The following is a 25391-nucleotide window of genomic DNA, read 5'->3' as shown; positions in this document are numbered from 1 at the left end:
GCGAAAATCAGCTCCGTGGAAGTCACTCTGCTCGGTACCGGCGCCCCCGCGGGACTGCCCCGCCCCGAATGCTCCTGCGCCGTGTGCGCGATCTCGCTGGGGGCGCACGCGCGGGCCGCGACCGCGCTGCTCGTGGACGGCGCCCTGCTGCTCGACCTCACGCCGGGCGCGGCCTTCGCGGCCGCGCGGGCGGGGCACTCGCTGGCCGGGGTGGGCCAGGTGCTGCTGACGCATCCGCACGACGGTCCGCCGGTGGAGGTGCCGGCCGGCCTGCCGCAGCCCGGCCGGGTCCCGGACGGGCGGGAGTCGACGGCGCCGACGGGGCATCGGGTGCGGGCGGTGGCGATGGACGCGCCGGGCACCGGGTACGCGGTGACCGGGCCCGCGGGGCAGCGCCTGTTGTATCTGCCGCCGCGGGGCGCGCCGGCCGGCCTGGAGGAGGGGTCGGAGCACGCCGGGCGCTACGACATGGTCCTCCTGGACGTGGTCGGGCGGCCGGACGCGCTCGCGAAGCTGCGGGCGGTCGGGGCGGTCGGGCCGACGACGGACGTGATCGCCGTCCACCTGGACCACGACGTGCCGCCGGGCGCGGAGCTCGGCCGACGGCTGGCCGCGGCGGGGGCGCGGGCGGTCCCGGACGGCACGACGCTGACGGTGGGCGTGTACGAGGACGTGCCCGACGTGCCGCGCCGGACGCTGGTGCTGGGCGGGGCCCGGTCGGGCAAGTCGGTGGAGGCCGAACGGCGGCTGGAGGCCTTCCCCGACGTGTGGTACGTGGCCACCGGCGGGACCCGGGGCGGCGACACCGAGTGGGCGTCCCGGGTGTCCGCGCACCGGGAGCGGCGGCCGGGTTCCTGGCGGACGACGGAGACCTGCGACCTCGTCCCGTTGCTGTCGCGGGACGGGGCGCCGCTGCTGATCGACTGTCTGTCGCTGTGGCTGACGGACGTGATGGACGCGGTCGGGGCCTGGGACGACGCGGTGTGGGCGGACGGCGGCGAGAAGGCGCTGCGGGCGCGGGTGCGGGAGCTGGCGGACGCCGTGCGCTCGGCCCGGCGGACCGTCGTCCTGGTGTCCAACGAGGTCGGCTCGGGCATCGTGCCGGCGACGGCGTCGGGGCGGCGCTACCGCGACGAGCTGGGACGGCTGAACGCGGCGGTCGCGGCGGAATGCGAGCAGGTCGTGCTGGTGGTGGCGGGCCAGGCGCTGGTGCTCCGCGGCTGAGCCGCCCCGCCGCCCTGCCCCGCGCGGCGCGGTGCGGTGCGGCTGGCGCGAGGCGACGCAGGGCGGCTGGCGCCCGTACCGGCGGCTTGTGTTGCGCGGTCCCCGCGGCTCGCTCACGCAGTGCCCTGCCCGGCAATACCCCTTGCGGTCCTTCGCCCCAGCTCCTCGCGGCGCAGCCCGGGCCCCCGGCGCCGTCCACGGGCGGGCAGGCCCACGTCCTTCGGCGCGAGCCGGGCGCGCCGGGTGTTCCGCGGTCCCCCGTCCGGGTCGGTCAGGCTCTGCGGGCGACGATCCGGTACGCGTTCGAGAAGCGCGTGCGGCGCAGGGCCGGGGCCAGGAGATGGTCGAGTGCGGCGGCCAGGGCGATCAGCGGGCCGGCCGCCGCGCGCAGCCGGGTCCTGCGCAGGTAGAGCGAGGCCGCGGCCGCCAGGTCTCCCGGCGCGTGCGGGCCGGCGCGGTCCGCCACGACGATCTCGCAGCCCCTGGCCTCGAGTTCGGCCCGCAGGTTGGCCTGCGGGATCAGGTGGAGGTGGCGGGGCGGGTCGTGGTCGGGCCACCACTTGCCGAGCACCGCGGCGAAGGCGCTTGCCGGGTCCGGGAGTTCGAGGAGCAGATGGCCGCCGGGACGCAGGGCGGTCAGCGCCGCGGCGAGCTCCTGCCGCGGGTCCCGGGTGTGTTCCAGGTGGTGGAGCATGCTGACGACGTCGTAGCGGCCGCGCAGCCGGGACAGCGTCCCGGGGTGCGTCAGGCGTCCCATGTGGGCCTCGTCGAGCCGTCCCGCCGCGTGCGCCCACCGCACCACGGGGGCCGGGTCCACCCCGTCGAACGCCGTGTAGGCGAACACCTCCCTCGCCGCGTCCGGGAAGGCCGCGTCCCCCGTCCCGACGTCCAGCCAGCTCTCCGGCTCGGGGAAGGGCAGCATGGTGCGCGCCGTCGCCCGCAGGCGTCCGCGGGTGAGCCGCCGGTGGTCCTCCCGCGCGGCGTAGAGCTCCAGGCCCTCGGCGGTCAGTCGCGGGTTCTGGAAGGCGTGCCGGCAGTCCCGGCATTCGTCGACCACGAACGTGCCCGGCCTGGGGTGGCGCAGGTCCGGTGCGCGCAGCCGGGTGCGCAGGCTCTCCGAGCCGCACCAGGGGCAGTCGTCGCGGCGCGGCTCGTGGACGGGCCTGGGGGGCATGAGCGGCTCCGGGAGAGCGAGGCGAACGAGGGACGATATACGTCAAAACGGAACGTATGGGATAGCGGCCGTGGGTGCAATGACGTCGTGCGGGCGTGGTGACGACGGGGAGCGGAGCCGTTCGACCGGTGCCGGTACTGTTCGGCGAATGAGCTCGCTTAATCTCGACGACTTCACCGATCTGATCGAGCGTCCCGACGGCGGTGTGCGCCGCGACGCGGAGGCCCGCCGGGAACGCCAGATCGTGCCGCCCGGATCGCTGGGGCGTCTGGACGACCTGGGTGAGTGGCTGGCGGCGGCGCAGGGCTCGTCGCCCGTGCGGCCGATCCTGCGGCCGCGGGTGGTGCTGTTCGCGGCCGACCACGGGGTGGCCGAGCTCGGCGTCTCCGCCCGACCGGCGGGCAGCGCCGCGGAGTCGGTGCGGGCGATCCTGGAGGGCGGCCGGCCGGTCTCCGTGCTCGCCCGTCGCCTCGACGTCCCCGTGCGGGTCGTGGACATGGCGTTGGACTGCGATCCGGGCGACTTCCCGCAGGACGTCGTACGGCACCGGGTGCGGCGCGGCAGCGGTCGTATCGACGTCGAGGACGCGTTGACGGCGGAGGAGGCCGAGGCGGCCTTCTCGGCGGGCGTGGCCGTCGCCGACGAGGAGGCCGACTCGGGGACGGACCTGGTCGTGCTGGGCGACGTCAGCGTCGGCGGGACGACGGCCGCGGGCGTGCTGGTGGCGGCGCTGTGCGGGACCGACGCGTCCGTGGTGACCGGGCGGGGCGGCGAGGCGATCGACGACCTGGCGTGGATGCGCAAGTGCGCCGCCGTCCGCGACGCGCTCCGGCGGGCACGGCCGGTGCTGGGCGACCAGCTGCAGCTGTTGGCGACGGTGGGCGGGGCCGACCTCGCCGCCATGACGGGCTTTCTGCTCCAGTGCGCCGTGCGGAAGTTGCCGGTAGTGCTGGACGGCGTGGTGGCGGCCGCCTGTGCGCTCGTCGGGCAGCGGGTCGCGTTCCGGGCGCCGGACTGGTGGCTGGCCGGCCACGCCAGCGGTGAACCGGGACAGGCCAAGGCGCTCGACCGGATGGCCCTGGAACCGCTGCTGGACCAGGGCGTGAGGGTCGGCGAGGGCGCCGGCGCGCTGCTCGCCCTGCCGTTGGTCCGGGCCGCCGCGGCCCTGGCCGCCGAGCTCCCGGAGAAGCCGGAGCAGGCCAAGCCCGGGGAGACGAACCTCGAGGCGAGCCCCGAGGAGGCGAAGCCCGAGGAGACGAGGGAAGACAGCCGGGAGGACGGCCGGGAAGAGGCTCGGGACACGGCTCGGGAGGAGAGCCAGGGGAAGACGCAGGAGGGGGTCGAAGGCCCCTAAAGGGGACAGGCGTCACCAAAGGAGCGGTTTTCCACAAGTGCACCCATATGATCACCGCTCATGGGCAACACCCGGGGCGCCGCCGCCTTCGCCGTCTGGTACCTGCGCGCCGTCGCGTCCGTCAACTTCCTCAGCGCGGTGTGGGTCACCCTGGGGCAGGACGTGCGGCGGCACAACCAGGCGGACTTCTTCACCCCGTACCTGCTGACGGCCGGCTTCGCGTCCGGGCTGTTCACCGCGTTCCTCGCCGTCACCATGGGGCGGCGCAAACGGGCCGCGTGGATCCTGAACCTGGTCCTGAGCGGAGCCTTCCTCGGGCTGTTCGCCCTGGCCATGGCGTTCCCGGAGATCCGGCGCCATCCCCAGAACTGGGTCTCGCTCGCGCTGACCGCCGCGTTCGTCGCCGCGTTGCTGGCCGGGCGGCGCGCGTTCTACGCCAAGGGCGACCGGTCCAACCCGCGGCTCGCCGCGGCCGTCGGCGCGGGCGGGCTGCTCGGCGCCTCGCTGCTGGCCGCGCTGCTGGTGACGGTCACCGACCGGGCGTCCACGCCCTCCACGTTCCTCGAGCGCTGGCGCTACGGCGCCCTGCGGCTGGTCTCCGTCGCGGCGGACGGCCGCGGCGCCCCCGGGATCGCACCGCCCACCTGGGTCGACGTCGCCGTCAACGTGCTGAGCACGGCGCTTCTGCTGGCCGTCCTGTACGCCGCCTTCCGCTCCCGGCGGGCCGTCGACCCGCTCACCGAGGACGACGAGAAGCGGCTGCGGGAGCTGCTCGACCGGCACGGCGAGCGGGACTCGCTCGGCTACTTCGCGCTGCGCCGGGAGAAGAGCGTGTGCTGGTCGCCGACCGGGAAGGCCGCCGTCGCCTACCGCGTCGTCGGCGGGGTGTCGCTGGCCTCGGGGGATCCGCTCGGCGACCCGGAGGCCTGGCCGGGGGCGATCGAGCCGTGGCTGGCCGAGGCGCGGGCGCACGGATGGATCCCGGCGGTGACGGGCGCGAGCGAGGAGGCCGGGACGGTGTACGCCCGGCACGGGCTGGACGCGCTGGAGCTCGGGGACGAGGCGGTCGTCGAGGTCGCCGAGTTCACCCTCGAAGGACGCGCCATGCGGACGGTCCGGCAGGCGTGCAACCGGGTCCGCCGGGCCGGGTACACCGTGCGCGTACGACGTCACGAGGACATCCCGGCCGACGAGATGGCGTACCTGCTGCGACGGGCCGACGACTGGCGCGACGGGGCCGCCGAGCGCGGGTTCAGCATGGCGCTCGGGCGGCTCGGGGACCCGCGGGACGGGCGCTGCGTGATGCTGGAGTGCACCGACGCCGACGGTGAACTGCGCGCCCTGCTCTCGTTCGTGCCGTGGGGGCCGCGCGGGCTGTCCCTCGACCTGATGCGGCGCGACCGGCACGGCGACAACGGGCTGACCGAGTTCATGGTCGTCGAACTGCTGCGGCGGGCCCGGGAGACGGGGATCGTCCAGGTCTCGCTGAACTTCGCGGTGTTCCGCTCGGTCTTCGAACGGGGCGACCGGCTGGGCGCCGGGCCGGTGCTGCGGCTGTGGCGGTCGCTGCTGTGCTTCTTCTCCCGCTGGTGGCAGATCGAGTCCCTCTACCGCGCCAACGCCAAGTACCGGCCGGTCTGGGAGCCGCGCTTCCTGCTGTTCGAGAAGAGCGCGGACCTGCCGCGCATCGCCCTGGCGTCGGTGCGCGCCGAGGGGTTCCTGGAAGCGCCCGGGCTGCCCGCGCTGCCGGGGCGCCCACGGCGCGGACGCCTGGAGACGCGGCGGTGAAGCGGGTCGCCCGCTGGGCCCGCGCCGAGTGGGGGCCGCTGTACCGGGCCGTGCGCGGCCCGCTGGCCCGGCGGCGGTGGCGGGCGGTCCCGATGACGCTGGCGGCGGTGTGTCTGACGTCCCTGACGCAGATCGTGCAGAACCAGTCCTGGGGCTACCGGCCCGTGCAGGACCTCGGCGCCGTGCGGGCCGAGGACCCGCTGTGGCTCGCCCTGACGCGCACACCGCTGTCGCTGTTCGTGCCCGCTCTCGACCTGCCGGTCTGGGGCGCGCTGGCGCAGATACTGCTGGTGTTCGGGGTCGCGGAGCTCTGTCTCGGCCGGCCTCGCACCCTGCTCGTCGCCTACACCGCCACACTCGCCGGCACGCTGTACGCGCGCGTGGGGCTGGCTCTCGGCCCCGGCGGCCCGTTCGGCCTGCCCGCGTCCGACGCGCTGGTGGTGGACACCGGCCCCTCGGCGGCGGTGGTGGGCCTCGCGGTGTTCCTGGGCTGGCGCTTTCGCGCGTACGCGACGGCGGCCGCGGTGATCGTCGCGATGGCGGTGGAGGTGCTGCTGAAGAACAACCTGGCCGGCAGGGAGCACCTCGCGGCGATCGCGGCCACCGCGGTCCTGTACGTGTTCCTGCGCCGGCGGGACCGGGCCGACGGGACGGCGCGACGCCCGCGCGGCGGACGGCTCCGCCGGGGGCGCGGCCGGGGGCCGCACCGGGGGCCCCGGCAAGCCGGCCCGGATCCCGAACCGGCCCCCGCCCCCCGGTCGTCACCGGACCCGCAGTCTCCGGACCCGCCGTCGCCCGACCCGCCGTCGCCCGACCCGCCGTCGCCCGACCCGCCGCCGGACGGCGGGCGCGGCGGCCGCTCGTACGGGCCCCGACGTGCGCACACCTCGGACCGGCGGCATCGTACGCGTGCGGCGGACCAGCCCTCTCACTTCCGTTCGCCGGACTGAGCCAGCTCCGCGTCCGTCTTCCCGCCGAGCCAGTCCCCCACCAGCCGTCGGGGCCCGACCCAGCGCCGGTCGTGACGGTAGGCGCGCAGCATCGCCTTCGCGCGGGCCCGCGGCCGCCGCCGGTAGAACCGGCGGGCCCACGGCGAAGCGGGCCGGGCGACCCGGACCAAGCCGATCAGCCCCACGAACGGGACGAACACGCTGAAGACGGCGGTCTTGACCTTGCCCTTCGTCAGCACGGCCAGCGAGAACAGGATGTTGACGCCGACGGTCGCGAGGACGCTTCCCCGGTCCTGGAGCTCCTCCTCGCTCATCCCGTCGACGCCGAACGGCGCGAAGCCCACGAGCAGCAGTCCGCCCAGCGCCGCCGTGAGGACCACGGCCTCCACGCTCTTGCGGCCCGCCTCCGTCCAGTACACGTCGTCCAGGTGCAGGATCAGCGCGAACTCGTCGAGGACCAGGCCCGTGCCGATGCCGAAGACGACCGCGAAGGCTCCCGCCCCGAAGCCGTGCCGGCCGCTCGCCACGGAGCCGAATCCGCCCGCGACGGTCAGCACGACGCCCGGGACCACGTGGTGGATGTGGACCCCGCCGGCGGAGCTGATGTTCCCGAACGGGCCCTTGCCGGCCCGGATGAGGCGGGTGATGACCCGGGTGATCAGGAAGGTGGCCACGAACGCGATCAGGGCGAGGAGCAGCGGAAGCTTGCCCGGTTCGACGATGTTGCGCTGCAGCCAGTCGCCCATGCCTCCAGTCTCACGGGGAGCGGGGCGCGCTGCCTCGCGGGCGGCGCGTCCGGGCTATCCGGGGCCCGCCCTCCGGGACCCGCGCCGCGGTGGTCCCCGTCCCCGGCATGAGCCGCCGGACGGGCAGGCCATAGTCTGCGGCGATGTCCACTGCCGTGCCCCCCGCCGCACCCCTCGACGGTTTGCGCTTCGCCTTCGGCACCCTCACCGTGCTGCCGGTGCGGGTGACCCGCTGGGACCGCCCGGCCGCCCGCGCCGGGATGCTCAGCGCGCCCCTGGTCGGGCTGGTCGTCGGCGGCTGTGCGGCGGGGCTCGGGCTGCTGCTGCTGCGGCTGGGCGCGAGCCCGCTGCTCGCCGCCGTCGCGTCGGCGGCCGTGCCCGCCGTGCTCACCCGAGGACTGCACCTGGACGGGCTGGCCGACACCGCGGACGGTCTGGGCAGCGGCAAGCCCGCCGAGGACGCGCTGCGGATCATGAAGCAGTCGGACATCGGCCCGTTCGGCGTGCTCGCGCTCGTCCTGGTGCTGCTGGCCCAGACGGCGGCGCTGGCACAGGCGTACGGCGACTCCTGGGCGCGGGGCGCGGTCGCCGCCGTCGTCTCGGCGCTCGCCGCACGCCTGGCGCTCACCCTTGCCGCCCGCGCCGGCGTCCCGGCGGCCCGACCGGAGGGGCTGGGCGCGGCGGTCGCCGGGGTGGTCCCGGTCGCGGGCGCGGCGTCCGTGGCGGCCGTCTGCGTCGTCGTCGCGGGCCTCGGCGGCGGGCTGTCCGGCGTGGCCGGCGGGGTGCGCGCGGCCGCCGCGGTCGTCCTGGCGCTCGTCGCCGCCGAACTGCTGCTGCGTCACTGCACGCGCCGCTTCGGCGGGGTCACCGGGGACGTGTTCGGCGGGCTGGCGGAGACGGCGGCGACGACCGCGCTGACGGTGCTGGCCCTGGGCGGGTAGGGCGCGTTCGGCGTCGTGCGGAGGGCGGCCGTGGCCGGCGGGGAACCCGAGGGGTGTGCGCCGGTCACGGTAGTGCGAGGATCGTCCGGCGGAGACGACGCCACCGACAGGGGCGAAGACTCGCGTGCATGAGCGAACGCACAGGCACGCGTACGCTCGTCCCGGGATTCGCCACGCCGGTTCGCCGCGCCGGTGGGACGCAACCCCGGACACGACCGCACCCGACGACCCTCATCCGGGGTCGGCTGTCGGGCCGGTCGACCCGTACTCCGGCCACAGCAACTCCACATCGGAAGCGAGATTTCACCACCGTGACTGCTCTCACTCTCAGCACCGCCGCGGCGCCCGGCCTCCGGGCCGACGCGATCGTGATCGGTGTCGCCAAGGGCGCAAAGGGCCCGATCGTTGCCCCAGGCGCCGAAGCCGTCGACACGGCGTTCGACGGCCGGCTCGCCGGCGTTCTGGAGACCCTCGGGGCTTCCGGCGCCGAGGGCGAGGTGACGAAGCTGCCCGCCCCGGCCGGCTTCAAGACGCCGCTCGTGCTCGCGGTGGGGCTCGGCTCCGAGCCCGAGAAGGACGCCGGCTACGAGGCCGAGGCGCTGCGCCGCGCGGCCGGCGCCGCCGCCCGCATCCTCGTCGGCTCCAAGAAGGCCGCGTTCGCGCTGCCGGTGACCGACGCCGGCGACATCGGCGCGATCGGCGAGGGCGTGGTGCTCGGCGCCTACTCCTTCGACGCGTACAAGCAGACCGCGCGCGCGAACGGCGACGCCAAGGCCAAGAACGCCAAGGCGCCGCTCGCCGAGGCCGCCCTGCTCGGCGGGAAGCCGCGCGACGCCGCCCACAAGGCCGCGCTGCTGCGCGCCGCCGCCGTCGGCGAGGAGCTCAACCGGGCGCGCGACCTGATCAACATGCCGCCGAACGACCTCGACCCGCAGGCGTTCGCCGGCATCGCGCAGGCCGCGGCGAAGGAACACGGCATCAAGGTGCAGGTCCTCGACGAGAAGGCGCTCGCCAAGGGCGGCTACGGCGGCATCCTCGGCGTCGGCGCCGGCTCGGCGGCGGCTCCGCGCCTGGTCAAGCTGTCGTACACGTCCGGCAAGGCGACCAAGCACCTCGCGTTCGTCGGCAAGGGCATCACCTACGACTCGGGCGGCATCTCGCTCAAGCCGGCCGGGCACAACGAGACGATGAAGTGCGACATGAGCGGGGCCGCGGCGGTCTTCGCCGCGGTCGTCGCCGCCGCGCGGCTCGGCCTCGAGGTGAACGTCACCGGATGGCTCGCGCTCGCCGAGAACATGCCGTCCGGCTCCGCCACCCGCCCGGGCGACGTGCTGCGCATGTACAGCGGCAAGACCGTCGAGGTCCTCAACACCGACGCCGAGGGCCGGCTGGTCCTCGCGGACGCGCTGTGGGCGGCCTCCGCGGAGAAGCCGGACGCGATCGTCGACGTGGCGACCCTGACCGGCGCGATGATGCTGGCGCTCGGCAGCCGCACCTTCGGGATCATGGCGAACGACGACGCGTTCCGCTCCACGGTGCACGAGGCGGCCGAGGAGGTCGGCGAGCCGGCGTGGCCGATGCCGCTGCCGGAGCACCTGCGCAAGGGCATGGACTCCACCGTCGCGGACATCGCGAACATGGGTGAGCGGATGGGCGGCGGACTGGTGGCCGGTCTCTTCCTGCGCGAGTTCGTGGGCGAGGGGATCGCCTGGGCGCACCTGGACATCGCCGGACCGGCGTTCAACGAGGGCGGCCCGTTCGGCTACACGCCGAAGGGCGGCACCGGCACCGCGGTGCGGACGCTGGTGCGGCTGGCCGAGCTGACCGCCGCGGGCGATCTCGGATGACGTTCGCCTGACGACCCGGTCCGTTTCCGTCGCATGACGACCGCAGGGGCGTGGGGGCTGGTCGCGCAGTTCCCCGCGCCCCTTTCGGGCGCTCAGCTGAACGTGGGACGTCTCACACCCCGGCCCCGTGTCTCGTCGGGGTCCGACAAGTGCGAGGATGGGGCTCGGCAGGACAGGGCCCCCACCACAGGGCCGAGACAGAGCGGCCGGACACCAGCCGCCGACCGGTCACTGGAGACCGGCGTGGCGCACATGCATGGAGGACGTGACGTGGCGAACGACGCCAGCACCGTTTTCGACCTAGTGATCCTCGGCGGTGGCAGCGGTGGTTACGCCGCGGCCCTGCGCGGGGCGCAGCTGGGCCTGGACGTCGCCCTGATCGAGAAGGACAAGGTCGGCGGTACCTGCCTGCACCGGGGGTGCATCCCCACCAAGGCCCTGCTGCACGCGGGCGAGATCGCCGACCAGGCCCGCGAGAGCGAGCAGTTCGGCGTCAAGGCCACCTTCGAGGGCATCGACGTCCCCGCCGTCCACAAGTACAAGGACGGCGTCATCTCGGGGCTGTACAAGGGCCTGCAGGGACTCATCGCCTCCCGCAAGGTGACGTACATCGAGGGTGAGGGCCGTCTGTCCTCCCCGACCTCCGTCGACGTCGGCGGACAGCGCGTCCAGGGCCGCCACGTGCTGCTCGCGACCGGCTCGGTGCCCAAGTCGCTGCCGGGCCTGGAGATCGACGGCAACCGGATCATCTCCTCCGACCACGCCCTCGTCCTGGACCGCGTGCCCAAGTCCGCGATCATCCTGGGCGGCGGCGTCATCGGCGTCGAGTTCGCCTCGGCGTGGAAGTCCTTCGGCTCCGACGTGACGGTGATCGAGGGCCTCAAGCACCTCGTCCCGGTCGAGGACGAGAACTCCTCCAAGCTGCTCGAGCGCGCCTTCCGCAAGCGCGGCATCAAGTTCAACCTGGGCACCTTCTTCTCGAAGGCCGAGTACACCGCCGACGGCGTCAAGGTCACCCTGGCCGACGGCAAGGAGTTCGAGGCCGAGGTCCTGCTGGTCGCGGTGGGCCGCGGGCCCGTCTCCGCCGGTCTCGGCTACGAGGAGCAGGGCGTCGCGACGGACCGCGGCTACGTCCTGGTCGACGAGTACATGCGCACCAACGTCCCGACCATCTCCGCGGTCGGCGACCTGGTCCCGACGCTCCAGCTCGCGCACGTCGGCTTCGCCGAGGGCATGCTGGTCGCGGAGCGTCTGGCCGGCCAGAAGGTCGTCCCGATCGACTACGACGGCGTCCCCCGGGTGACGTACTGCCACCCCGAGGTCGCCTCCGTGGGCATCACCGAGGCCAAGGCCAAGGAGATCTACGGCGCGGACAAGGTCGTCGCTCTGAAGTACAACCTCGCGGGCAACGGCAAGAGCAAGATCCTCAACACCGCGGGCGAGATCAAGCTCGTCCAGGTGAAGGACGGCGCCGTGGTCGGCGTCCACATGGTCGGCGACCGCATGGGCGAGCAGGTCGGCGAAGCCCAGCTGATCTACAACTGGGAGGCGCTGCCCGCCGAGGTCGCGCAGCTCATCCACGCCCACCCGACGCAGAACGAGGCGCTCGGCGAGGCCCACCTGGCCCTGGCGGGCAAGCCGCTGCACTCGCACGACTGACCCTCGGTCGTACCACGTCGAAGCGACGACCCAGACTTCCGCAATCGTTAAGGAGCAACCGAAACCATGGCGGTTTCCGTAACCCTTCCGGCGCTCGGCGAGAGCGTCACCGAGGGCACTGTCACCCGCTGGCTGAAGGCCGAGGGTGAGCGCGTAGAGGCCGACGAGCCCCTGCTCGAGGTGTCGACCGACAAGGTCGACACCGAGATCCCCTCCCCCGCAGCCGGCGTCCTGGCCTCCATCAAGGTCGCCGAGGACGAGACCGTCGAGGTCGGCGCCGAACTGGCCGTCATCGACGACGGCACCGGCGCGCCCGCCGCTGCCCCCGCCCCGGCCGCCGAGGAGGTCGCTCCGCCGGCCCCCGAGCCGGCCCCGGCCGCCCAGCCCTCCACCGAGCAGGCGGCTCCCGCCCCGGCTCCCACCGCCGAGGCCGCCTCCGGCGGCGGCTCCGCCGAGGGCACGGACGTCGTCCTGCCCGCGCTCGGCGAGTCCGTCACCGAGGGCACCGTCACCCGCTGGCTGAAGTCGGTCGGCGACTCGGTCGAGGCCGACGAGCCGCTGCTCGAGGTCTCCACCGACAAGGTCGACACGGAGATCCCGGCGCCCACCTCCGGTGTGCTGCTCGAGATCACCGTCGCCGAGGACGAGACCGCCGAGGTCGGCGCCAAGCTCGCCGTCATCGGCGCCCCGGGCGCGGCTCCGGCCGCTGCTCCGGCTCCGGCCGCGCCCGCTCCGGCGCCCGCCCCGGCCGCCCCCGCCGCCCCGGCTCCGGCCGCTGCAGCCCCGGCTCCCGCGCCCGCTCCGGTCGCCGCTCCGGCTCCGGCTGCTCCGGCGCCCGCGCCGGCCGCTGCGGCCCCGGCCGCCACGGCTCCGGCCGCCGCTCCGGCGCAGCCCGCGGACGAGGGCGCCTACGTGACCCCGCTGGTGCGCAAGCTCGCCGCGGAGCACGGCGTCGACCTGGGGTCCGTCAAGGGCACCGGCGTCGGCGGTCGCATCCGCAAGCAGGACGTCGTCGCCGCCGCCGAGGCCGCGAAGGCTGCCGCCGCTCCGGCTCCGGCCGCAGCCGCTCCGGCCGCGTCCGCCGCGAAGAAGGCCCCGAAGCTCGAGGCCTCCCCGCTGCGCGGCCAGACCGTGAAGATGCCCCGCATCCGCAAGGTCATCGGCGACAACATGGTCAAGGCGCTGCACGAGCAGGCGCAGCTGTCCTCGGTCGTCGAGGTCGACATCACCCGGCTGATGAAGCTCCGCGCGCAGGCGAAGGACTCCTTCGCGGCCCGCGAGGGCGTCAAGCTCTCCCCGATGCCGTTCTTCGTGAAGGCGGCGGCCCAGGCGCTGAAGGCCCACCCGGCCGTCAACGCCCGGATCAACGTCGAAGAGGGCACGATCACCTACTTCGACACCGAGAGCATCGGCATCGCGGTGGACTCGGAGAAGGGCCTGATGACCCCGGTCATCAAGCACGCGGGCGACCTGAACATCGCCGGCATCGCCAAGGCCACGGCCGACCTGGCCGGCAAGGTCCGCGCGAACAAGATCACCCCGGACGAGCTGTCCGGCGCGACCTTCACCATCAGCAACACCGGCTCGCGCGGCGCGCTGTTCGACACGATCATCGTGCCGCCGAACCAGGTCGCGATCCTCGGCATCGGCGCCACGGTCAAGCGTCCGGCCGTCATCGAGACGGAGGAGGGCACGGTCATCGGCGTCCGCGACATGACGTACCTGACCCTGTCCTACGACCACCGTCTGGTCGACGGCGCCGACGCGGCCCGTTACCTGACCGCGGTCAAGGCGATCCTCGAGGCCGGCGAGTTCGAGGTCGAGCTCGGCCTCTGATCCCGTAGGTCCAGCGACGCAGGCGCCCCCGTCCGGTTCTCCGGGCGGGGGCGCTCGTCGATGAGCGCGCGGTTGTCGACCTCTGGGTCCGTTCGGGGCCGACCCGCGGGCGGGGCCCCCGTCATGCTCGTGTAAGTCTCGTCTCACCTGCGTAAAAGCGTCCCCGCGCGCCTCTCCTCTCCGGGCCCCCGGCCGTATTGTCTAAACGTCAACGCCCCGGGGCCGATGGGCGGCCCCTGCTCGAAGGAGCTTCCATGACCGCGCCCGTCGTCCACTCGCTGCGCGAACAGATCCGCGAGCACATCGTGGAAGGGATCGTCAGCGGGCGCTGGCAGCCGGGCGAGCGGATCGTGGAGCGTCGGATCGCCACCGAGCTGGAGGTCAGCCAGACGCCGGTGCGGGAGGCGCTGCGCGAGCTGGAGTCGCTGCGGCTGATCGAGTCCGCGCCGAACAAGGGCGTGCGGGTGCGCAATCTGACGGCGGCCGACCTGGAGGAGAGCTATCCGGTCCGGGCGGGCCTGGAGGCGATCGCCGCGGAGCTGGCCGCCCAGAGGCTGGCCGAGGACTGCTCGGCGCTCGAACCGCACGTCGCCGCGCTCTACGAGGCCGACCGCGCCTGCGACGGCACCGGGCAGGTGCGGCACACCGTGGGCTTCCACCGGGAGCTGGTGCGGGCGGCCGGGAATTCGGTGCTGCTGCACACGTGGGAGGGCCTCGGCATCGAGGTGTTCACGGCGCTGTCCATCCGCTGGCTGGGGACCGTGCAGCAGTCGTACGCGGAGGAGCACGAGGAGCTGGTGGCCGCGTTCAAGCGGCGCGACCCCCGGATCGCGGAGCTGGTCAAGGCGCACGTCCTCGGGTGCGCTCCCCGCCCGTAGAGCTGGGCGCGGGGGCGGCCGCCCGGTGTGTCCAGGGGAGCGTGCCCACGCTCATACGTGGGCTCCGACCTGCGAAAACGGCCGAAATGTGCGGCACGCGGTGCCTGCCCGAAAGGCACCGGGTGCCTACTTTCTCGTGATCAAGAGGTTTTCCCCCGGAACCCTTTGATCGATCATCGATCAGCGGGTTATTGTCGCCGACGGGCCTCGCGCGGAGCCGCACAACGACACCGCACCCGGGCTCCACGCCCTGTCCTGCCAAAGACTTAAGGGCACCCCCGAACCCTTGCCGATGAGGGAACCCCCTTCGACTGAGGAAGGCGGCGACATGACCGACCCCCAGGCCATCCAGCCCAGCGCGCTCGACCAGCTCCCCGACCGGGACCCGGAGGAGACCGCCGAATGGCAGGCCTCGCTGGACGCGGTCGCCCAGGCGGCCGGGCCGCACCGTGCCGCGTACCTGATGCGCCGCACGCTGGAGCGCGCCGAGGGCAACGGCATCGCGCTGCCCAAGCTGCTCGAGACGGACTACGTCAACACCATCCCCACCGCCGCCGAGCCCTCCGCGCCCGGCGACCCGGAGATGGAGCGCAGGATCACCGCGTGGAACCGCTGGAACGCGGCCGCGATGGTGACCCGCGGCAGCAAGCACGGCGTCGGCGGCCACATCGCCACCTTCGCCTCCGCCGCCTGGCTGTACGAGACCGGCTTCAACCACTTCTTCCAGGGCAAGGAGGCCGACGGCTCGGGCGACCAGCTCTACATCCAGGGCCACGCCTCCCCCGGCATCTACGCCCGCGCCTTCCTCGACGGCCGGCTGACCGAGCGCCACCTCGACAACTTCCGCCAGGAGTCGGGCGGCGAGGGCCTCCCGTCGTACCCGCACCCCCGCCGGCTGCCCTGGCTGTGGGAGTTCCCGACGGTGTCGATGGGCCTCGGCCCGCTCTCCGCCATCTACCAGGCGCGCTTCAACCGCTACCTCACCAACCGCGGCATCAAGGACGTCTCGGCGTCCCACGTGTGGGCGTTCCTCGGCGACGGCGAGATGGACGAGCCCGAGTCGACGGCGGCGCTCGCACTCGCCTCCCGCGAGGGCCTCGACAACCTGACCTTCGTCATCAACTGCAACCTGCAGCGCCTCGACGGTCCGGTCCGCGCCAACTTCAAGATCGTGCAGGAGCTGGAGGCCCAGTTCCGCGGCGCCGGCTGGAACGTGATCAAGTCGCTGTGGGGCTCCGCCTGGGACGAGCTGTTCCAGCTGGACACCACCGGCGCGCTGGTCCGCCGGCTGCGCGAGGTGCCGGACGCCCAGGTGCAGACGTACCAGACGCGCGGCGCCGCCTACATCCGCGAGGACTTCTTCGGCAAGGACCCGGCGCTCGCCGAGATGGCGAAGCTGCTGAGCGACGACAAGATCCTCGAGTGCTTCCACCTCTCGCGCGGCGGTCACGAGGCGCGCAAGGTGTACGCCGCGTACAAGGCCGCCGTCGGGTTCAAGGGCGCGCCGACGGTCATCCTGGCCCAGACGGTCAAGGGGCACACGCTCGGCGAGGGCTTCGCCTCGAAGAACGCCAACCACCAGATGAAGAAGCTCTCGGTGGACGAGTTCAAGGCGATGCGCGACCTGCTGGAGCTGCCGATCTCCGACGCGCAGTTCGTCGACGGGGTCGTCCCCTACGGGCACCCGGGCGCCGACTCCCCCGAGGTCCGCTACCTCCAGGAGCGCCGCGCGGCCCTCGGCGGCCCGGCCCCGGCCCGCCGCAGCCACGCCCTCGCTCCGCTGCCGGCCCCCGCCGACAAGGCGTTCGCCTCGTTCGACAAGGGCTCCGGCTCGCAGAACGTGGCGACCACGATGGCCTTCGTCCGCCTCGTCAAGGACCTGGTCCGCGACAAGGAGACGGGCAAGCGCTGGGTGCCGATCGTCCCCGACGAGGCGCGCACCTTCGGCATGGAGAGCCTGTTCCCGTCGCTCGGGATCTACTCCCCCAAGGGCCAGACGTACGAGCCGGTCGACCGCGACCAGCTGATGTACTACAAGGAGGCCGAGAACGGCCAGATCCTCAACGAGGGGATCACCGAGGCCGGTTCGATGGCCGACTTCATCGCCGCTTCCACCGCGTACTCCACGCACGGCGAGGCGATGATCCCGTTCTACATCTTCTACTCGATGTTCGGCTGGCAGCGCACGGCCGACCAGATGTGGCAGCTCGGCGACCAGCTCGGCCGCGGCTTCCTGGTCGGCGCCACCGCGGGCCGCACGACGCTGACGGGCGAGGGCCTGCAGCACGCCGACGGCCACTCCCCGGTCATCGCCGCGACCAACCCGGCCGCCCTCAGCTACGACCCGGCCTTCGCCTACGAGATCGCGGCGATCGTCAAGGACGGTCTGCGCAGGATGTACGGCGAGGCCGCCCCCGGTGAGGACAGGGACGTCTTCTACTACCTCACCGTTTACAACGAGCCGATGCCGCAGCCGGCCAAGCCGTCCTCGCCCGGCGTCGACGAGGGCATCCTCAAGGGCCTGTACCGCTTCAACACGGCGGAGTCGGCGGGCGTGCAGGTCGCGGCGGCCAACGCGCCGCGCATCCAGCTGCTGGCCTCGGGCACCGCGATCCACTGGGCCCTGAAGGCGCAGAAGCTGCTCGCCGAGGAGTGGGGCGTGGCCGCCGACGTGTGGTCCGCGACCTCCTGGACCGAGCTGCGCCGCGACGCCCTGGACGCCGACGCGGCCCTGCTGCGCGGCGAGGAGCGTCTGCCGTACGTCCGCCGGGCGCTGCAGGGCGCCGAGGGCCCGGTCCTCGCGGTCTCCGACTACATGCGTCAGGTCCCGGACCAGATCGCGCAGTGGGTCGAGCAGGACTGGTCCTCGCTGGGCGCGGACGGCTTCGGCCTCTCCGACACCCGTGAGGCGGCCCGCCGGCACTTCGGCGTGGACGCCGAGTCGATCGTCGTCGCGGCCCTGGCGCAGCTCGCCCGGCGCGGCGAGGTCAAGGCGGCCTCGGTGAAGGAGGCGCGCGAGCGCTACGGCCTGTAGGTCACGGTTCGACGAAGGGGGGTGCGGCTGCGGCCGTGCCCCCCTTCGCGGTCGGCGGGTCCCGGCATCATGTCCCCATGCGTGCTGCCCGCCTGATCAAGATGGTGCTCCTTCTGCAGTCCCGGCCGACCATGACCGCGTCCGAGCTGGCGCGGGAGCTGGAGGTGTCGGAGCGGACCGTCACCCGGGACGCCCAGGCGCTCTCCGAGGCGGGCGTGCCGGTGTACGCGGAGCGGGGGCGCGCCGGGGGCTACCGGCTGGTCGGCGGGTACCGGACGCGGCTGACGGGGCTGGCGCGCGGTGAGGCCGAGGCGCTGTTCCTGAGCGGGGTGCCGGGGGCGCTGCGGGACATGGGGCTGGAGGACGTGGCGTCGGCCGCCCGGCTGAAGGTGTCGGCGGCGTTGCTGCCGTCGCTGCGGGACGCCCCGCGCACGGCGGCGCAGCGGTTCCATCTGGACGCGCCGGCCTGGTTCCGGGAGCCCGAGGCGCCGGCGCTGCTTCCGGTGGTCGCGGAGGCGGTGTGGGACGACCTGTGCGTGCGGGCGCGTTACCGGCGCGGGGAGGGCGAGGTCGAGCGGGAGCTGGAGCCGTACGGGCTCGTGCTGAAGGCGGGGGTCTGGTACCTGTGCGCCCGGGTGCGGGAGGACGCCGTGTTCCGGACGTACCGCATCGACCGGTTCATGGCCGTGGAGCCTCTGCAGGATCGTTTCCTCAGAGATGAGGACTTCGATCTGCCGGGCTTCTGGGACGCGCAGGCCGAGCAGTTCGCGCGGTCGCTGCTGCGGGCCGAGGTCGTCGTGCGGCTGTCGGAGGCCGGGATGAGCCGGCTGCCGTACGCCGTCGACCCGGTGGCGGCCCGGGACGCGCTGGCCGGCGCCGGGGAGCCGGACGGGCGGGGCTGGGCGACGGTCACCCTGCGGGTCGAGTCGCTGGAGGTGGCGCACACCCAGCTCACGGCGCTGGGACCGGAGGCGGAAGTGCTCGCCCCGGCGGCGCTGCGGGAGTGGTTCGCCGCGGACGCGCTGCGGCTGGCGGCGCGATACGGGACCCGGGAGAGCTGACGCGGCGCCCGAACCCCGCCGGGAATCCCGCGCACTCCGGGGTGCGTCCCGCATCTCCAGGCACGATGCTGGACGCGTGATGGACGAGACGGAGTTCTGGGAGCTGGTGGACGCCTCCCGCGAGGCCGCCGAGGGCGATCCCGAGGAGCAGGCCGACCAGCTCGTGGAGCGGCTGACCCGGCTGGACCCGGAGGCCGTGCTCGACTTCGCCCGGCACTTCGAGTCGCGCTACAACCGCGCCTACCGCTGGGACCTGTGGGGCGCCGCCTGGCTGCTGATGGACGGGGCGAGCGACGACGCCTTCGACTTCTTCCGGTGCTGGCTGATCGGTCAGGGCCGCGAGGTCTTCGAGGGCGCCCTGCACGGCGACCCGGACTCGCTCGCCGACCTGCTGGACGACTTCGACGAGGAGATCGACGGCGACGGCGAGGAACTCGGCTACGCGGCCGACGAGGCCTACGAGCAGCTCACCGGGATGGTCGCCCCGGATCTGGGCATTCCGCCGGCCGCCGCCGAACCGGAGGGGACGCCCGTCGACTTCGAGAACGAGGGGGCGCTGGCCGAGCGCTATCCCCGGCTGTGGCAGCGCTTCAAGGAATGAGCCCCGGCGTGCGGCCCCGGCGTCCCGGAGGCCGCCCTCACGCCGCCGGCCTGCGGCGGGTGCCGTCGGCGGGGAGGTAGGCCTGCGCCTGGTCGACCCGCACCGCGTGGTGCAACGGCGCCTTGTTGGCCTGCTCCAGAGCGGAGGCGGTGGCCGCCGCCGGACCCAGGACGACCGCTGCGACGGCGCACAGCACCGTCCAGGAGTCGCGGACGGCCCTGGTCCGGGAGGACCTGCCCCAGGGGGCCCTGGTCCGGACGCCCTGCTGCGTACTCTGCGCGGTCTGCGCGGCCCCGGCACGGCTGCTGCTCATGATCCCCACCTCCGGTCGGTTCTTCGTGTCGGGCACGACCGTAGAGCGGTGGAATGGGAGGACCGTGAACGGCGCCTAAGGCGTTCCTGTGAGAGCGTGCGCGGCCGTCCTGCCCTGGAGGCGGGCGGCCTTCTCGCGGATCTCCGGGAGGCGCGCGGCGAGGGCGGCGCCGGGACAGCTCGTCATGAAGCCGTCCCGGTGGCCCGCCAGGGCGGGCAGGGTGGCGGTGGTCCCGGCCGCGTACCGGCTGTGGCTGTTGCTGGAGGTGAGCCGTACGTGCGCCCGCGGGTCGACGCCGGACAGGCCCAGTTTCCAGGCGGCGAGGGCGGCGATCGCGTCGACCATGGCCTGCGGCACCGGGACGCCGGATGTGAACGTGCCGAGCGCCGCGATGCCCACCGTGCGGTGGTTGAAGCCCTGGGTGTGCGCCCCGGTGACGGCGCGGTCGACGCCGCCCGCCCGGCCCTCGTAGATCGTGCCGCAGCGGTCGACGAGGAAGTTGTATCCGATGTCGTCCCAGCCCCGGGCGTCGGTCTGGCCGGTGTACAGGGAGCGGATGATGCGCGGCGCGTCGGCGCAGTCGTAGCCGTTGGGCGAGTCGGTGTGGTGGACGAAGACGGCGACGGCCTTGTCGTCGTAGCGCGGCGGCGGCTGTGCGTGCCGGGCGAGGGCGTCCAGCCAGGCGGTGCGCGGCACGACGGGCGGCCGGGCCGCCCGGTGCCCGGCGGCGGGCCGGGCGGCGGCGTGCCGCGGGGTCCGGTCGGCGGAGGCGGCGTCGCCGACGTCGCCCGCGCACGCCCCCAGGGCGGCGACGGCGGCGAGCCCGGGCAGACAGCCCAGGAGCACGAGGAGCGGGCCCGGTATGCGCGTACGGCGCGGCCGGCGCGTTCCCCGCGGACCGTGCGACGCCGGTCGGAGGGCACACATGACCCCACTGTCCGACCAATCCGCTCCGTCCGCGATGTGGAGTGTGCCACCCGGTGGAACCATCGTCCCGGTCCGGGACGTTTTCCGGGGTACACGCATGTGCGGCCGGCGGGGCCGCCCGCGCGTGTGACGGCGACGACGGACGAACGGCTGATCACTGGGCCCCTCCCGCGCGTACTAGGACACGACCTGGGGGATCCAAGAGAAAAAAGGGGGGCCGGTGGACCTGCTCGACATTCTGCTGGTGCTGGTGATCCTGGCCTACGCCGGCTCCGGTTACCGGCGGGGGCTGGTGGCCGGCTGTGTGTCGCTGGCCGGCTTCGTGGGCGGTGCGGTGATCGGCGTGTGGGTCCTGCCCTGGCTGATGGATCCGGTGACCCCGGGGACCACCGCGGCCACCGTGACGGCCGTGCTGACGGTGCTCCTCCCGGCGGCGGTGGGGCACGAACTGGCAGGGCGGCTGGCGTTACGGCTGCGCCGGGAGCTGGACCGCGGGCCGCTGCGGGTGGCGGACGGGATCGGCGGCGCGGCGGCCAACGTGGTCGCGGTGCTGATCGTGGCGTGGGTGGCGGCGAGCGTGCTGGGCGCGTCCTCGTCGCCGTTGGTCACGTCGTCGATACGGGACTCACGGCTGCTGGGGGCCGTGCAGGACGTCATGCCGGACACCACGCCCACCTGGTTCGCGCGGGCCACGTCGGCGCTGACCCAGGCGGGCTTCCCGCAGGTCTTCAACCCCTTCGAGAACGAGTCGACGGCCGAGGTCGCCAAGCCCACCGGGGACAGCGTCACGGCGAGCGCCACCGAGGCGGCCAAACGCAGCACGGTGAAGATCGAGGGCGTCGCGGGCGACCAGGGCCGCGAGGGCAGCGGCTTCGTGTACGCGAACGAGCACGTGATGACCAACGCGCACGTGGTGGCGGGCATCGACAGCCCGACCGTGCGGGTCGGGGGCGTCGGGCCGTCGTACGACGCGCGCGTGGTGCTCTTCGACCCGGACCGGGACGTGGCGGTGCTGTACGTGCCGTACCTGAAGGCGCCGGTGCTGGTCTTCGACGACGAGGCCGCGCGCGGGAATCCGGCGGTGGTGGCCGGCTATCCGCAGGACGGCGACCTGAACCTGCAGGCGGCCACGGTCGCGGGCCGGGTCAAGGCGACCGGCCGCAACATCTACAACGACGAGATCGTCACCCGGGAGATCTACTCGATCCGCTCCACCGTGCGCCCCGGCAACTCCGGCGGCCCGCTGCTGACCACGACCGGCCGGGTCTACGGCGTGGTCTTCGCCCGCTCCACCTCCGACGACGAGACGGGCTACGTGCTGACGGCGGACGAGGTCGCCGGCGACGCGAAACGCGCGGCGACCGCCACCCGGCCCGTGGACACGGGCGACCTGGCCCCTTCCTGAGCGGCGGCCCGCTCCCCCGCCCGGCGGCGCGCCCACCCTGGCCCGCCCCGCGCGCGGCTGCACCCACAGGCCCCGGCGGGACTACACCCGCCGGCCCATGAGGACGTCGTCCACGTATGCGCCGTCCAGGAGGAACTCCTCGGGGAGGACCCCTTCCACCGTGAACCCCTCGGCCTCGTAGAGCCTGCGGGCCGGTGCGTTGTGGCCGAGGACGCGCAGGGTGATGCGGCGCGCGCCCTGCCGGCGGGTCTCCTCGACGGCGGCGCGGACCAGCGCCCGTCCGACGCCCTGGCCGCGTGCCTCGTCGAGCACGGCGAGGCCCTGGATCTGCCGGACGTGCGCGTTGGCGGCGAGCGGGGTGGGCGGGACGAGACGCACGTATCCCACGACACGGCCGTCCAGTTCGGCGACGAGGAAGTCCTCGGGCGGATGCCGCACGTCGAAGAACGAGTCGTACGGCGGCTGCGGCTCGGGCATGACGGCGTGCAGCGGGGACCAGGTCAGCCGGTCGACGAGACCGAGCGCCGCGTCGTCGGCGGGCGACGCGGCGCGTATGAGGGGTGCGGACGGCGCGGACATGGCCGCCACCCTAGGGCCTGTCGTTTGGATCACGCCGCAGACACCGGGTGCGGCACGCGCATCTGCCGCGTCGTCGGCGGTTGCCGATGCTCCGCGTCGACGCCCTCCTCCGCCTTGCAGCCGCACGCACCACACCCCGCTCACCGGCCCCGAACAGTCCCGTTCGTGCCCTGCGGCCTGATCCAAACGACAGGCCCCACTCCGCTCCGCACGGCGACCCGGCCGGGGTTTTCCCGGGCCGGGGGGCAGGATGACCGTATGGAACGTACGCGAATCGCGGTGGCCGGGGCGTCCGGACTGATCGGCAGCGCACTGGTGCGGTCCCTGACCGCGGACGGACACGAGGTGGTCCGGCTGGTGCGCCGTGCGCCCCGGGGGCCGCTGGAGCTGCGCTGGGACCCCGAGAAGGGGCAGGTGGACACGGCCGGGCTCGCCGGATGCGACGCCGTGGTCAACCTCGCGGGCGCGGGGGTCGGCGACCGGCGCTGGAGCGAGGCCTACAAGAAGCGCATCCACGACAGCCGGGTGCACGGCACGGCGGCGCTGGCGCGGGCCGTCGCCTCGCTGGACCGACCGCCGCGGGTGTTCGTCAACGGCAGCGCGATGGGCTTCTACGGCGAGACGGGCGACCGGACCGTGGACGAGGGCGCGCCGGCCGGCAGCGGCTTCCTGCCGGAGCTGTGCGTGGAGTGGGAGGCGGCCGCGAGCCCCGCCCAGGAGGCGGGCGTGCGCACGGCGTTCACCCGCACCGGGCTGGTCGTGGCGCGCGGCGGCGGCGCCTGGGGCAGGCTGTTCCCGCTCTTCGCGGCCGGGCTCGGGGGGCGGATGGGCGACGGACGCCAGTACTGGTCCTACATCGCGCTGCACGACGAGGTGGCGGCGATCCGGCACCTCCTGGGCCGCGACGACCTGTCGGGCCCGTTCAACCTCACCGCGCCCGAGCCGCTGACGAACCGTGAGATCACCGCGGCGATGGGGCGGGTGCTGCACCGGCCGACGCTCTTCGCGGTGCCGGCGCCCGTGCTGCGGACCGTGCTCGGCGAGATGGCCGGGGACGTGCTGGGCAGCGCGCGCGTGGTGCCGAAGCGGCTGCTGGAGTCCGGGTTCGCCTTCGCGTTCCCCGGGATCGAGGACGCCCTCCGAGCCGCCTGATCCGCCACGCGACCGTATGCGACCGGCGTGCGACCGTGCCCTGTCCATGCGCGACTGTCCTTGACCGATCACGGCCCTACCCTCGACCCGAACTCGGGTATCCCGGACGCCCGTTGGGGGCATGACGTCTCCACCGGCCGCGCAACCTCGAGGAGGGGCACGTGCTTGAGCCCGCGTACCAGGCAGACGTCGTCGTGGTGGGAGCCGGAGTCTCCGGACTCTCCGCCGCGCACTGGCTGACCAGCGCAGGAGTAAGAACCGTCGTCCTGGAGGCCGCCCCCTGCGTGGGCGGCCGCATGGCGACGGAGAAGGTCGACGGGTTCCGGCTCGACCGCATCGGGCAGCTGCTGTCCACGGCGTATCCCGAACTGGCCCTGACACCGGGGCTCGACGCGCTCGTCCTGCGTCCGTTCGCGCCGGGGGTCCTGCTGCACAGCGACGGACGCCACCACCGCGCGGGCGCACAGGCGGGCGCGGGGAGCGCGAGGGGCGCACTCCACGCGGTACGCGCTCTGGCGAGCGCTCCGCGGCCGGGTGCGCTGCCCCGGCCGCGCGCCGGCGGCTCCCTGCCGTCGGGAGGACGGCCGCCGGCCTCGCCCAGGGTCCGGGCGGGCGCGCCGCTGGGCACCGCCGTGGACCAGGCGCGGCTCGGCGCCGCGCTCACCCGGCTCGCGGCCACCCCCGCCGAGCGGCTGCTGCGCCGCCCCGAACTGCCCGCCGCCCAGGCCCTCGCCGCCCGCGGGCTGCCCGCCCGCACGGTGGACGGCTTCGTACGCCCGCTGCTCGCCGCGCTGCTGTGCGACCCGGACCTCACCACGTCCAGCCGGTGCGCGGACCTCGCGCTGCGCGCCTTCGCGGCCGGCCGGCTGGCGCTGCCGGAGGGCGGGGCCGAGGCGCTGCCCGATCTGCTCGCGCGGACCCTGCCGCCGGGCTCCGTGCGCACCGGGGTGCGGGTCACCTCCGTCTCCACGACCTCGGTGACCACCGCGGCGCACGGCGAACTCCGCTGCCGTGCGGTCCTGGTCGCCACCGACGCGCGCAGCGCGGCACAGCTGCTGCCCGGGTTGCGGGTGCCCGACTTCCACCCGGTGACGATCGTCCACCACACGACGGACGAGCCGCCCGGCACCGGCGCCGCACTGCTCCTGGACGCCGACCGCGGCGGACCGGTCGCGCACACGGCGGTGGTCAGCCGGGTCGACCCGAGCCGCGCGCCCGCGGGCCGCACGCTGATCTCGTCCACCGTCCTCGGCACGCCCCCGCCGGGCGTCGAGACCGCCGTGCGCATGCATCTGGCCCGGCTGTACGGCGTCTCCACCGCGCGCTGGGAGACGCTGGCCGTGCATCACACCGCCGAGGCCGTGCCCGCGATGCGGGCGCCGCACGATCTGCGGCGCCCGGTGCGGCTCCTGGCGGGCCTGTACGTGTGCGGCGACCACCGGGACACCAGCACGGTGCAGGGGGCGCTGCACTCTGCGCACCGGGCGGCGTCCGCGATCGTCTCCGATCTGCGCGCCGCCGGTTCCCTGCCCCAGGCCGACCCACACCCCACAGCCCCCGAGCAACGGGCAGCAGCCTGAACACCCCGAAACCCCGGCGGGTCCGCCCCCCGAAGACAGGGGACGGACCCCTCGCACGCTCACCCCAGACACCTCCACCCACCCACCCCCGGCCAGGCACTCCAGCCCCGGCCAGGCACTCCACCCCCGGCCAGGCATTCCACCCCCGGCCCGGCATTCCAGCCCGTCCGGCGTTTGAGGACGAGGGCCGTCCAGGCCCGAAACGGGGGCCGGGGGGGCGGAGCCCCCGGGCACACGGCCCAGACCACTCCGCCCACCCCGCCTCGGCCAGGCACCCCACCCCCGGCCAGGCACTCCAGCCCGTCCGGCGTTTGAGGACGAGGGCCGTCCAGGCCCGAAACG

At 74.3% G+C, this 25391-nt stretch carries 19 protein-coding genes and 1 pseudogene; 15 read left to right on the top strand and 5 right to left on the bottom strand.

The features are described from left to right. Window positions 1-15 precede the first annotated feature (15 nt). Window positions 16-1224 carry a bifunctional adenosylcobinamide kinase/adenosylcobinamide-phosphate guanylyltransferase gene (locus tag ABT300_RS04215; RefSeq protein WP_351671855.1) on the top strand — a complete coding sequence of 403 codons (1209 nt, stop codon included), beginning with the start codon at window positions 16-18 and terminating at the stop codon, window positions 1222-1224. Between the two features lie 271 nt (window positions 1225-1495). On the opposite strand, the gene ABT300_RS04210 is transcribed toward ABT300_RS04215, so the two are convergent. Continuing rightward, a complete protein-coding gene (locus ABT300_RS04210) occupies window positions 1496-2398 on the bottom strand; it encodes a class I SAM-dependent methyltransferase (protein ID WP_351671852.1) in 903 nt (300 codons plus the stop codon). A 148-nt stretch (window positions 2399-2546) separates the two neighbouring features. On the opposite strand from ABT300_RS04210, the gene cobT reads away from it, so the two are divergent. The 3 genes and pseudogenes from cobT to ABT300_RS04195 all read left to right on the top strand — a co-directional run. Beyond that, window positions 2547-3752, top strand: coding sequence for a nicotinate-nucleotide--dimethylbenzimidazole phosphoribosyltransferase (cobT, locus tag ABT300_RS04205; protein ID WP_351671849.1), 1206 nt, complete (start codon window positions 2547-2549; stop codon window positions 3750-3752). A 60-nt stretch (window positions 3753-3812) separates the two neighbouring features. Next, window positions 3813-5540 (top strand): phosphatidylglycerol lysyltransferase domain-containing protein, encoded by a 1728-nt coding sequence (locus ABT300_RS04200; RefSeq protein WP_351671846.1) that lies wholly within the window; start codon window positions 3813-3815, stop codon window positions 5538-5540. After that, window positions 5537-6253 (top strand): annotated as a pseudogene (locus tag ABT300_RS04195) (hypothetical protein); the annotation flags it as partial. The gene ABT300_RS04200 and the pseudogene ABT300_RS04195, both read left to right, overlap by 4 nt. Window positions 6254-6468: 215 nt before the next feature. Here the strand turns inward: ABT300_RS04195 and ABT300_RS04190 are convergent. Further along, window positions 6469-7236, bottom strand: coding sequence for a hypothetical protein (locus ABT300_RS04190; RefSeq protein ID WP_351671843.1), 768 nt, complete (start codon window positions 7234-7236; stop codon window positions 6469-6471). Window positions 7237-7379: 143 nt separating this feature from the next. Here ABT300_RS04190 and ABT300_RS04185 point away from each other — a divergent pair, with 143 nt between their 5' ends. The 8 genes from ABT300_RS04185 to ABT300_RS04150 all read left to right on the top strand — a co-directional run bounded on the left by ABT300_RS04185 (window position 7380) and on the right by ABT300_RS04150 (window position 19093). Continuing rightward, complete coding sequence (locus ABT300_RS04185) at window positions 7380-8177, top strand: adenosylcobinamide-GDP ribazoletransferase (RefSeq protein WP_351671840.1); 798 nt, start codon at window positions 7380-7382, stop codon at window positions 8175-8177. A gap of 311 nt (window positions 8178-8488) precedes the next feature. Beyond that, window positions 8489-10024: a leucyl aminopeptidase gene (locus tag ABT300_RS04180; RefSeq protein ID WP_351671837.1), complete on the top strand. Its 1536-nt coding sequence runs from the start codon at window positions 8489-8491 to the stop codon at window positions 10022-10024. A 270-nt stretch (window positions 10025-10294) separates the two neighbouring features. Next, entirely contained in the window at window positions 10295-11683 is a 1389-nt protein-coding gene (gene lpdA / locus ABT300_RS04175; RefSeq protein ID WP_020130028.1) for a dihydrolipoyl dehydrogenase, read from the top strand. Between the two features lie 66 nt (window positions 11684-11749). Further along, on the top strand, window positions 11750-13519 hold the full coding sequence (sucB, locus tag ABT300_RS04170) for a 2-oxoglutarate dehydrogenase, E2 component, dihydrolipoamide succinyltransferase (RefSeq protein ID WP_351671834.1): 1770 nt from the start codon (window positions 11750-11752) through the stop codon (window positions 13517-13519). Window positions 13520-13773: 254 nt separating this feature from the next. Beyond that, entirely contained in the window at window positions 13774-14397 is a 624-nt protein-coding gene (locus ABT300_RS04165) for a GntR family transcriptional regulator (RefSeq protein WP_351671831.1), read from the top strand. Window positions 14398-14725: 328 nt separating this feature from the next. Next, window positions 14726-17431: a pyruvate dehydrogenase (acetyl-transferring), homodimeric type gene (gene aceE / locus ABT300_RS04160; RefSeq protein ID WP_351671828.1), complete on the top strand. Its 2706-nt coding sequence runs from the start codon at window positions 14726-14728 to the stop codon at window positions 17429-17431. 77 nt (window positions 17432-17508) lie between these two features. Then, window positions 17509-18492 carry a helix-turn-helix transcriptional regulator gene (locus tag ABT300_RS04155; protein ID WP_351671825.1) on the top strand — a complete coding sequence of 328 codons (984 nt, stop codon included), beginning with the start codon at window positions 17509-17511 and terminating at the stop codon, window positions 18490-18492. 79 nt (window positions 18493-18571) lie between these two features. Then, entirely contained in the window at window positions 18572-19093 is a 522-nt protein-coding gene (locus tag ABT300_RS04150; RefSeq protein ID WP_351672029.1) for a DUF4240 domain-containing protein, read from the top strand. Between the two features lie 37 nt (window positions 19094-19130). On the opposite strand, the gene ABT300_RS04145 is transcribed toward ABT300_RS04150, so the two are convergent. Together ABT300_RS04145 and ABT300_RS04140 are read right to left on the bottom strand one after the other, a co-directional pair. Beyond that, window positions 19131-19406, bottom strand: coding sequence for a hypothetical protein (locus tag ABT300_RS04145; protein ID WP_351671822.1), 276 nt, complete (start codon window positions 19404-19406; stop codon window positions 19131-19133). Window positions 19407-19481: 75 nt separating this feature from the next. Beyond that, window positions 19482-20333 carry a peptidoglycan recognition protein family protein gene (locus ABT300_RS04140; RefSeq protein WP_502977876.1) on the bottom strand — a complete coding sequence of 284 codons (852 nt, stop codon included), beginning with the start codon at window positions 20331-20333 and terminating at the stop codon, window positions 19482-19484. A 220-nt stretch (window positions 20334-20553) separates the two neighbouring features. Here ABT300_RS04140 and ABT300_RS04135 point away from each other — a divergent pair, with 220 nt between their 5' ends. Continuing rightward, on the top strand, window positions 20554-21738 hold the full coding sequence (locus ABT300_RS04135) for a MarP family serine protease (RefSeq protein ID WP_351671819.1): 1185 nt from the start codon (window positions 20554-20556) through the stop codon (window positions 21736-21738). Between the two features lie 81 nt (window positions 21739-21819). On the opposite strand, the gene ABT300_RS04130 is transcribed toward ABT300_RS04135, so the two are convergent. Continuing rightward, window positions 21820-22317 (bottom strand): GNAT family N-acetyltransferase, encoded by a 498-nt coding sequence (locus ABT300_RS04130; RefSeq protein WP_351671816.1) that lies wholly within the window; start codon window positions 22315-22317, stop codon window positions 21820-21822. Window positions 22318-22575: 258 nt separating this feature from the next. Between ABT300_RS04130 and ABT300_RS04125 the strand changes: the two genes are divergently transcribed. Beyond that, window positions 22576-23469: a TIGR01777 family oxidoreductase gene (locus tag ABT300_RS04125; protein WP_351671813.1), complete on the top strand. Its 894-nt coding sequence runs from the start codon at window positions 22576-22578 to the stop codon at window positions 23467-23469. A gap of 161 nt (window positions 23470-23630) precedes the next feature. Beyond that, window positions 23631-25049, top strand: a complete 1419-nt coding sequence (locus ABT300_RS04120; protein WP_351671810.1) for an NAD(P)/FAD-dependent oxidoreductase — start codon at window positions 23631-23633, stop codon at window positions 25047-25049. The last annotated feature ends 342 nt before the right edge of the window (window positions 25050-25391 follow it).

Origin of the sequence: Streptomyces sp. NPDC001027 (assembly GCF_040299045.1) — a bacterium.
Classification (GTDB): Bacteria; Actinomycetota; Actinomycetes; order Streptomycetales; family Streptomycetaceae; genus Streptomyces.
This window is presented reverse-complemented; position numbering and strand designations above follow the sequence as displayed.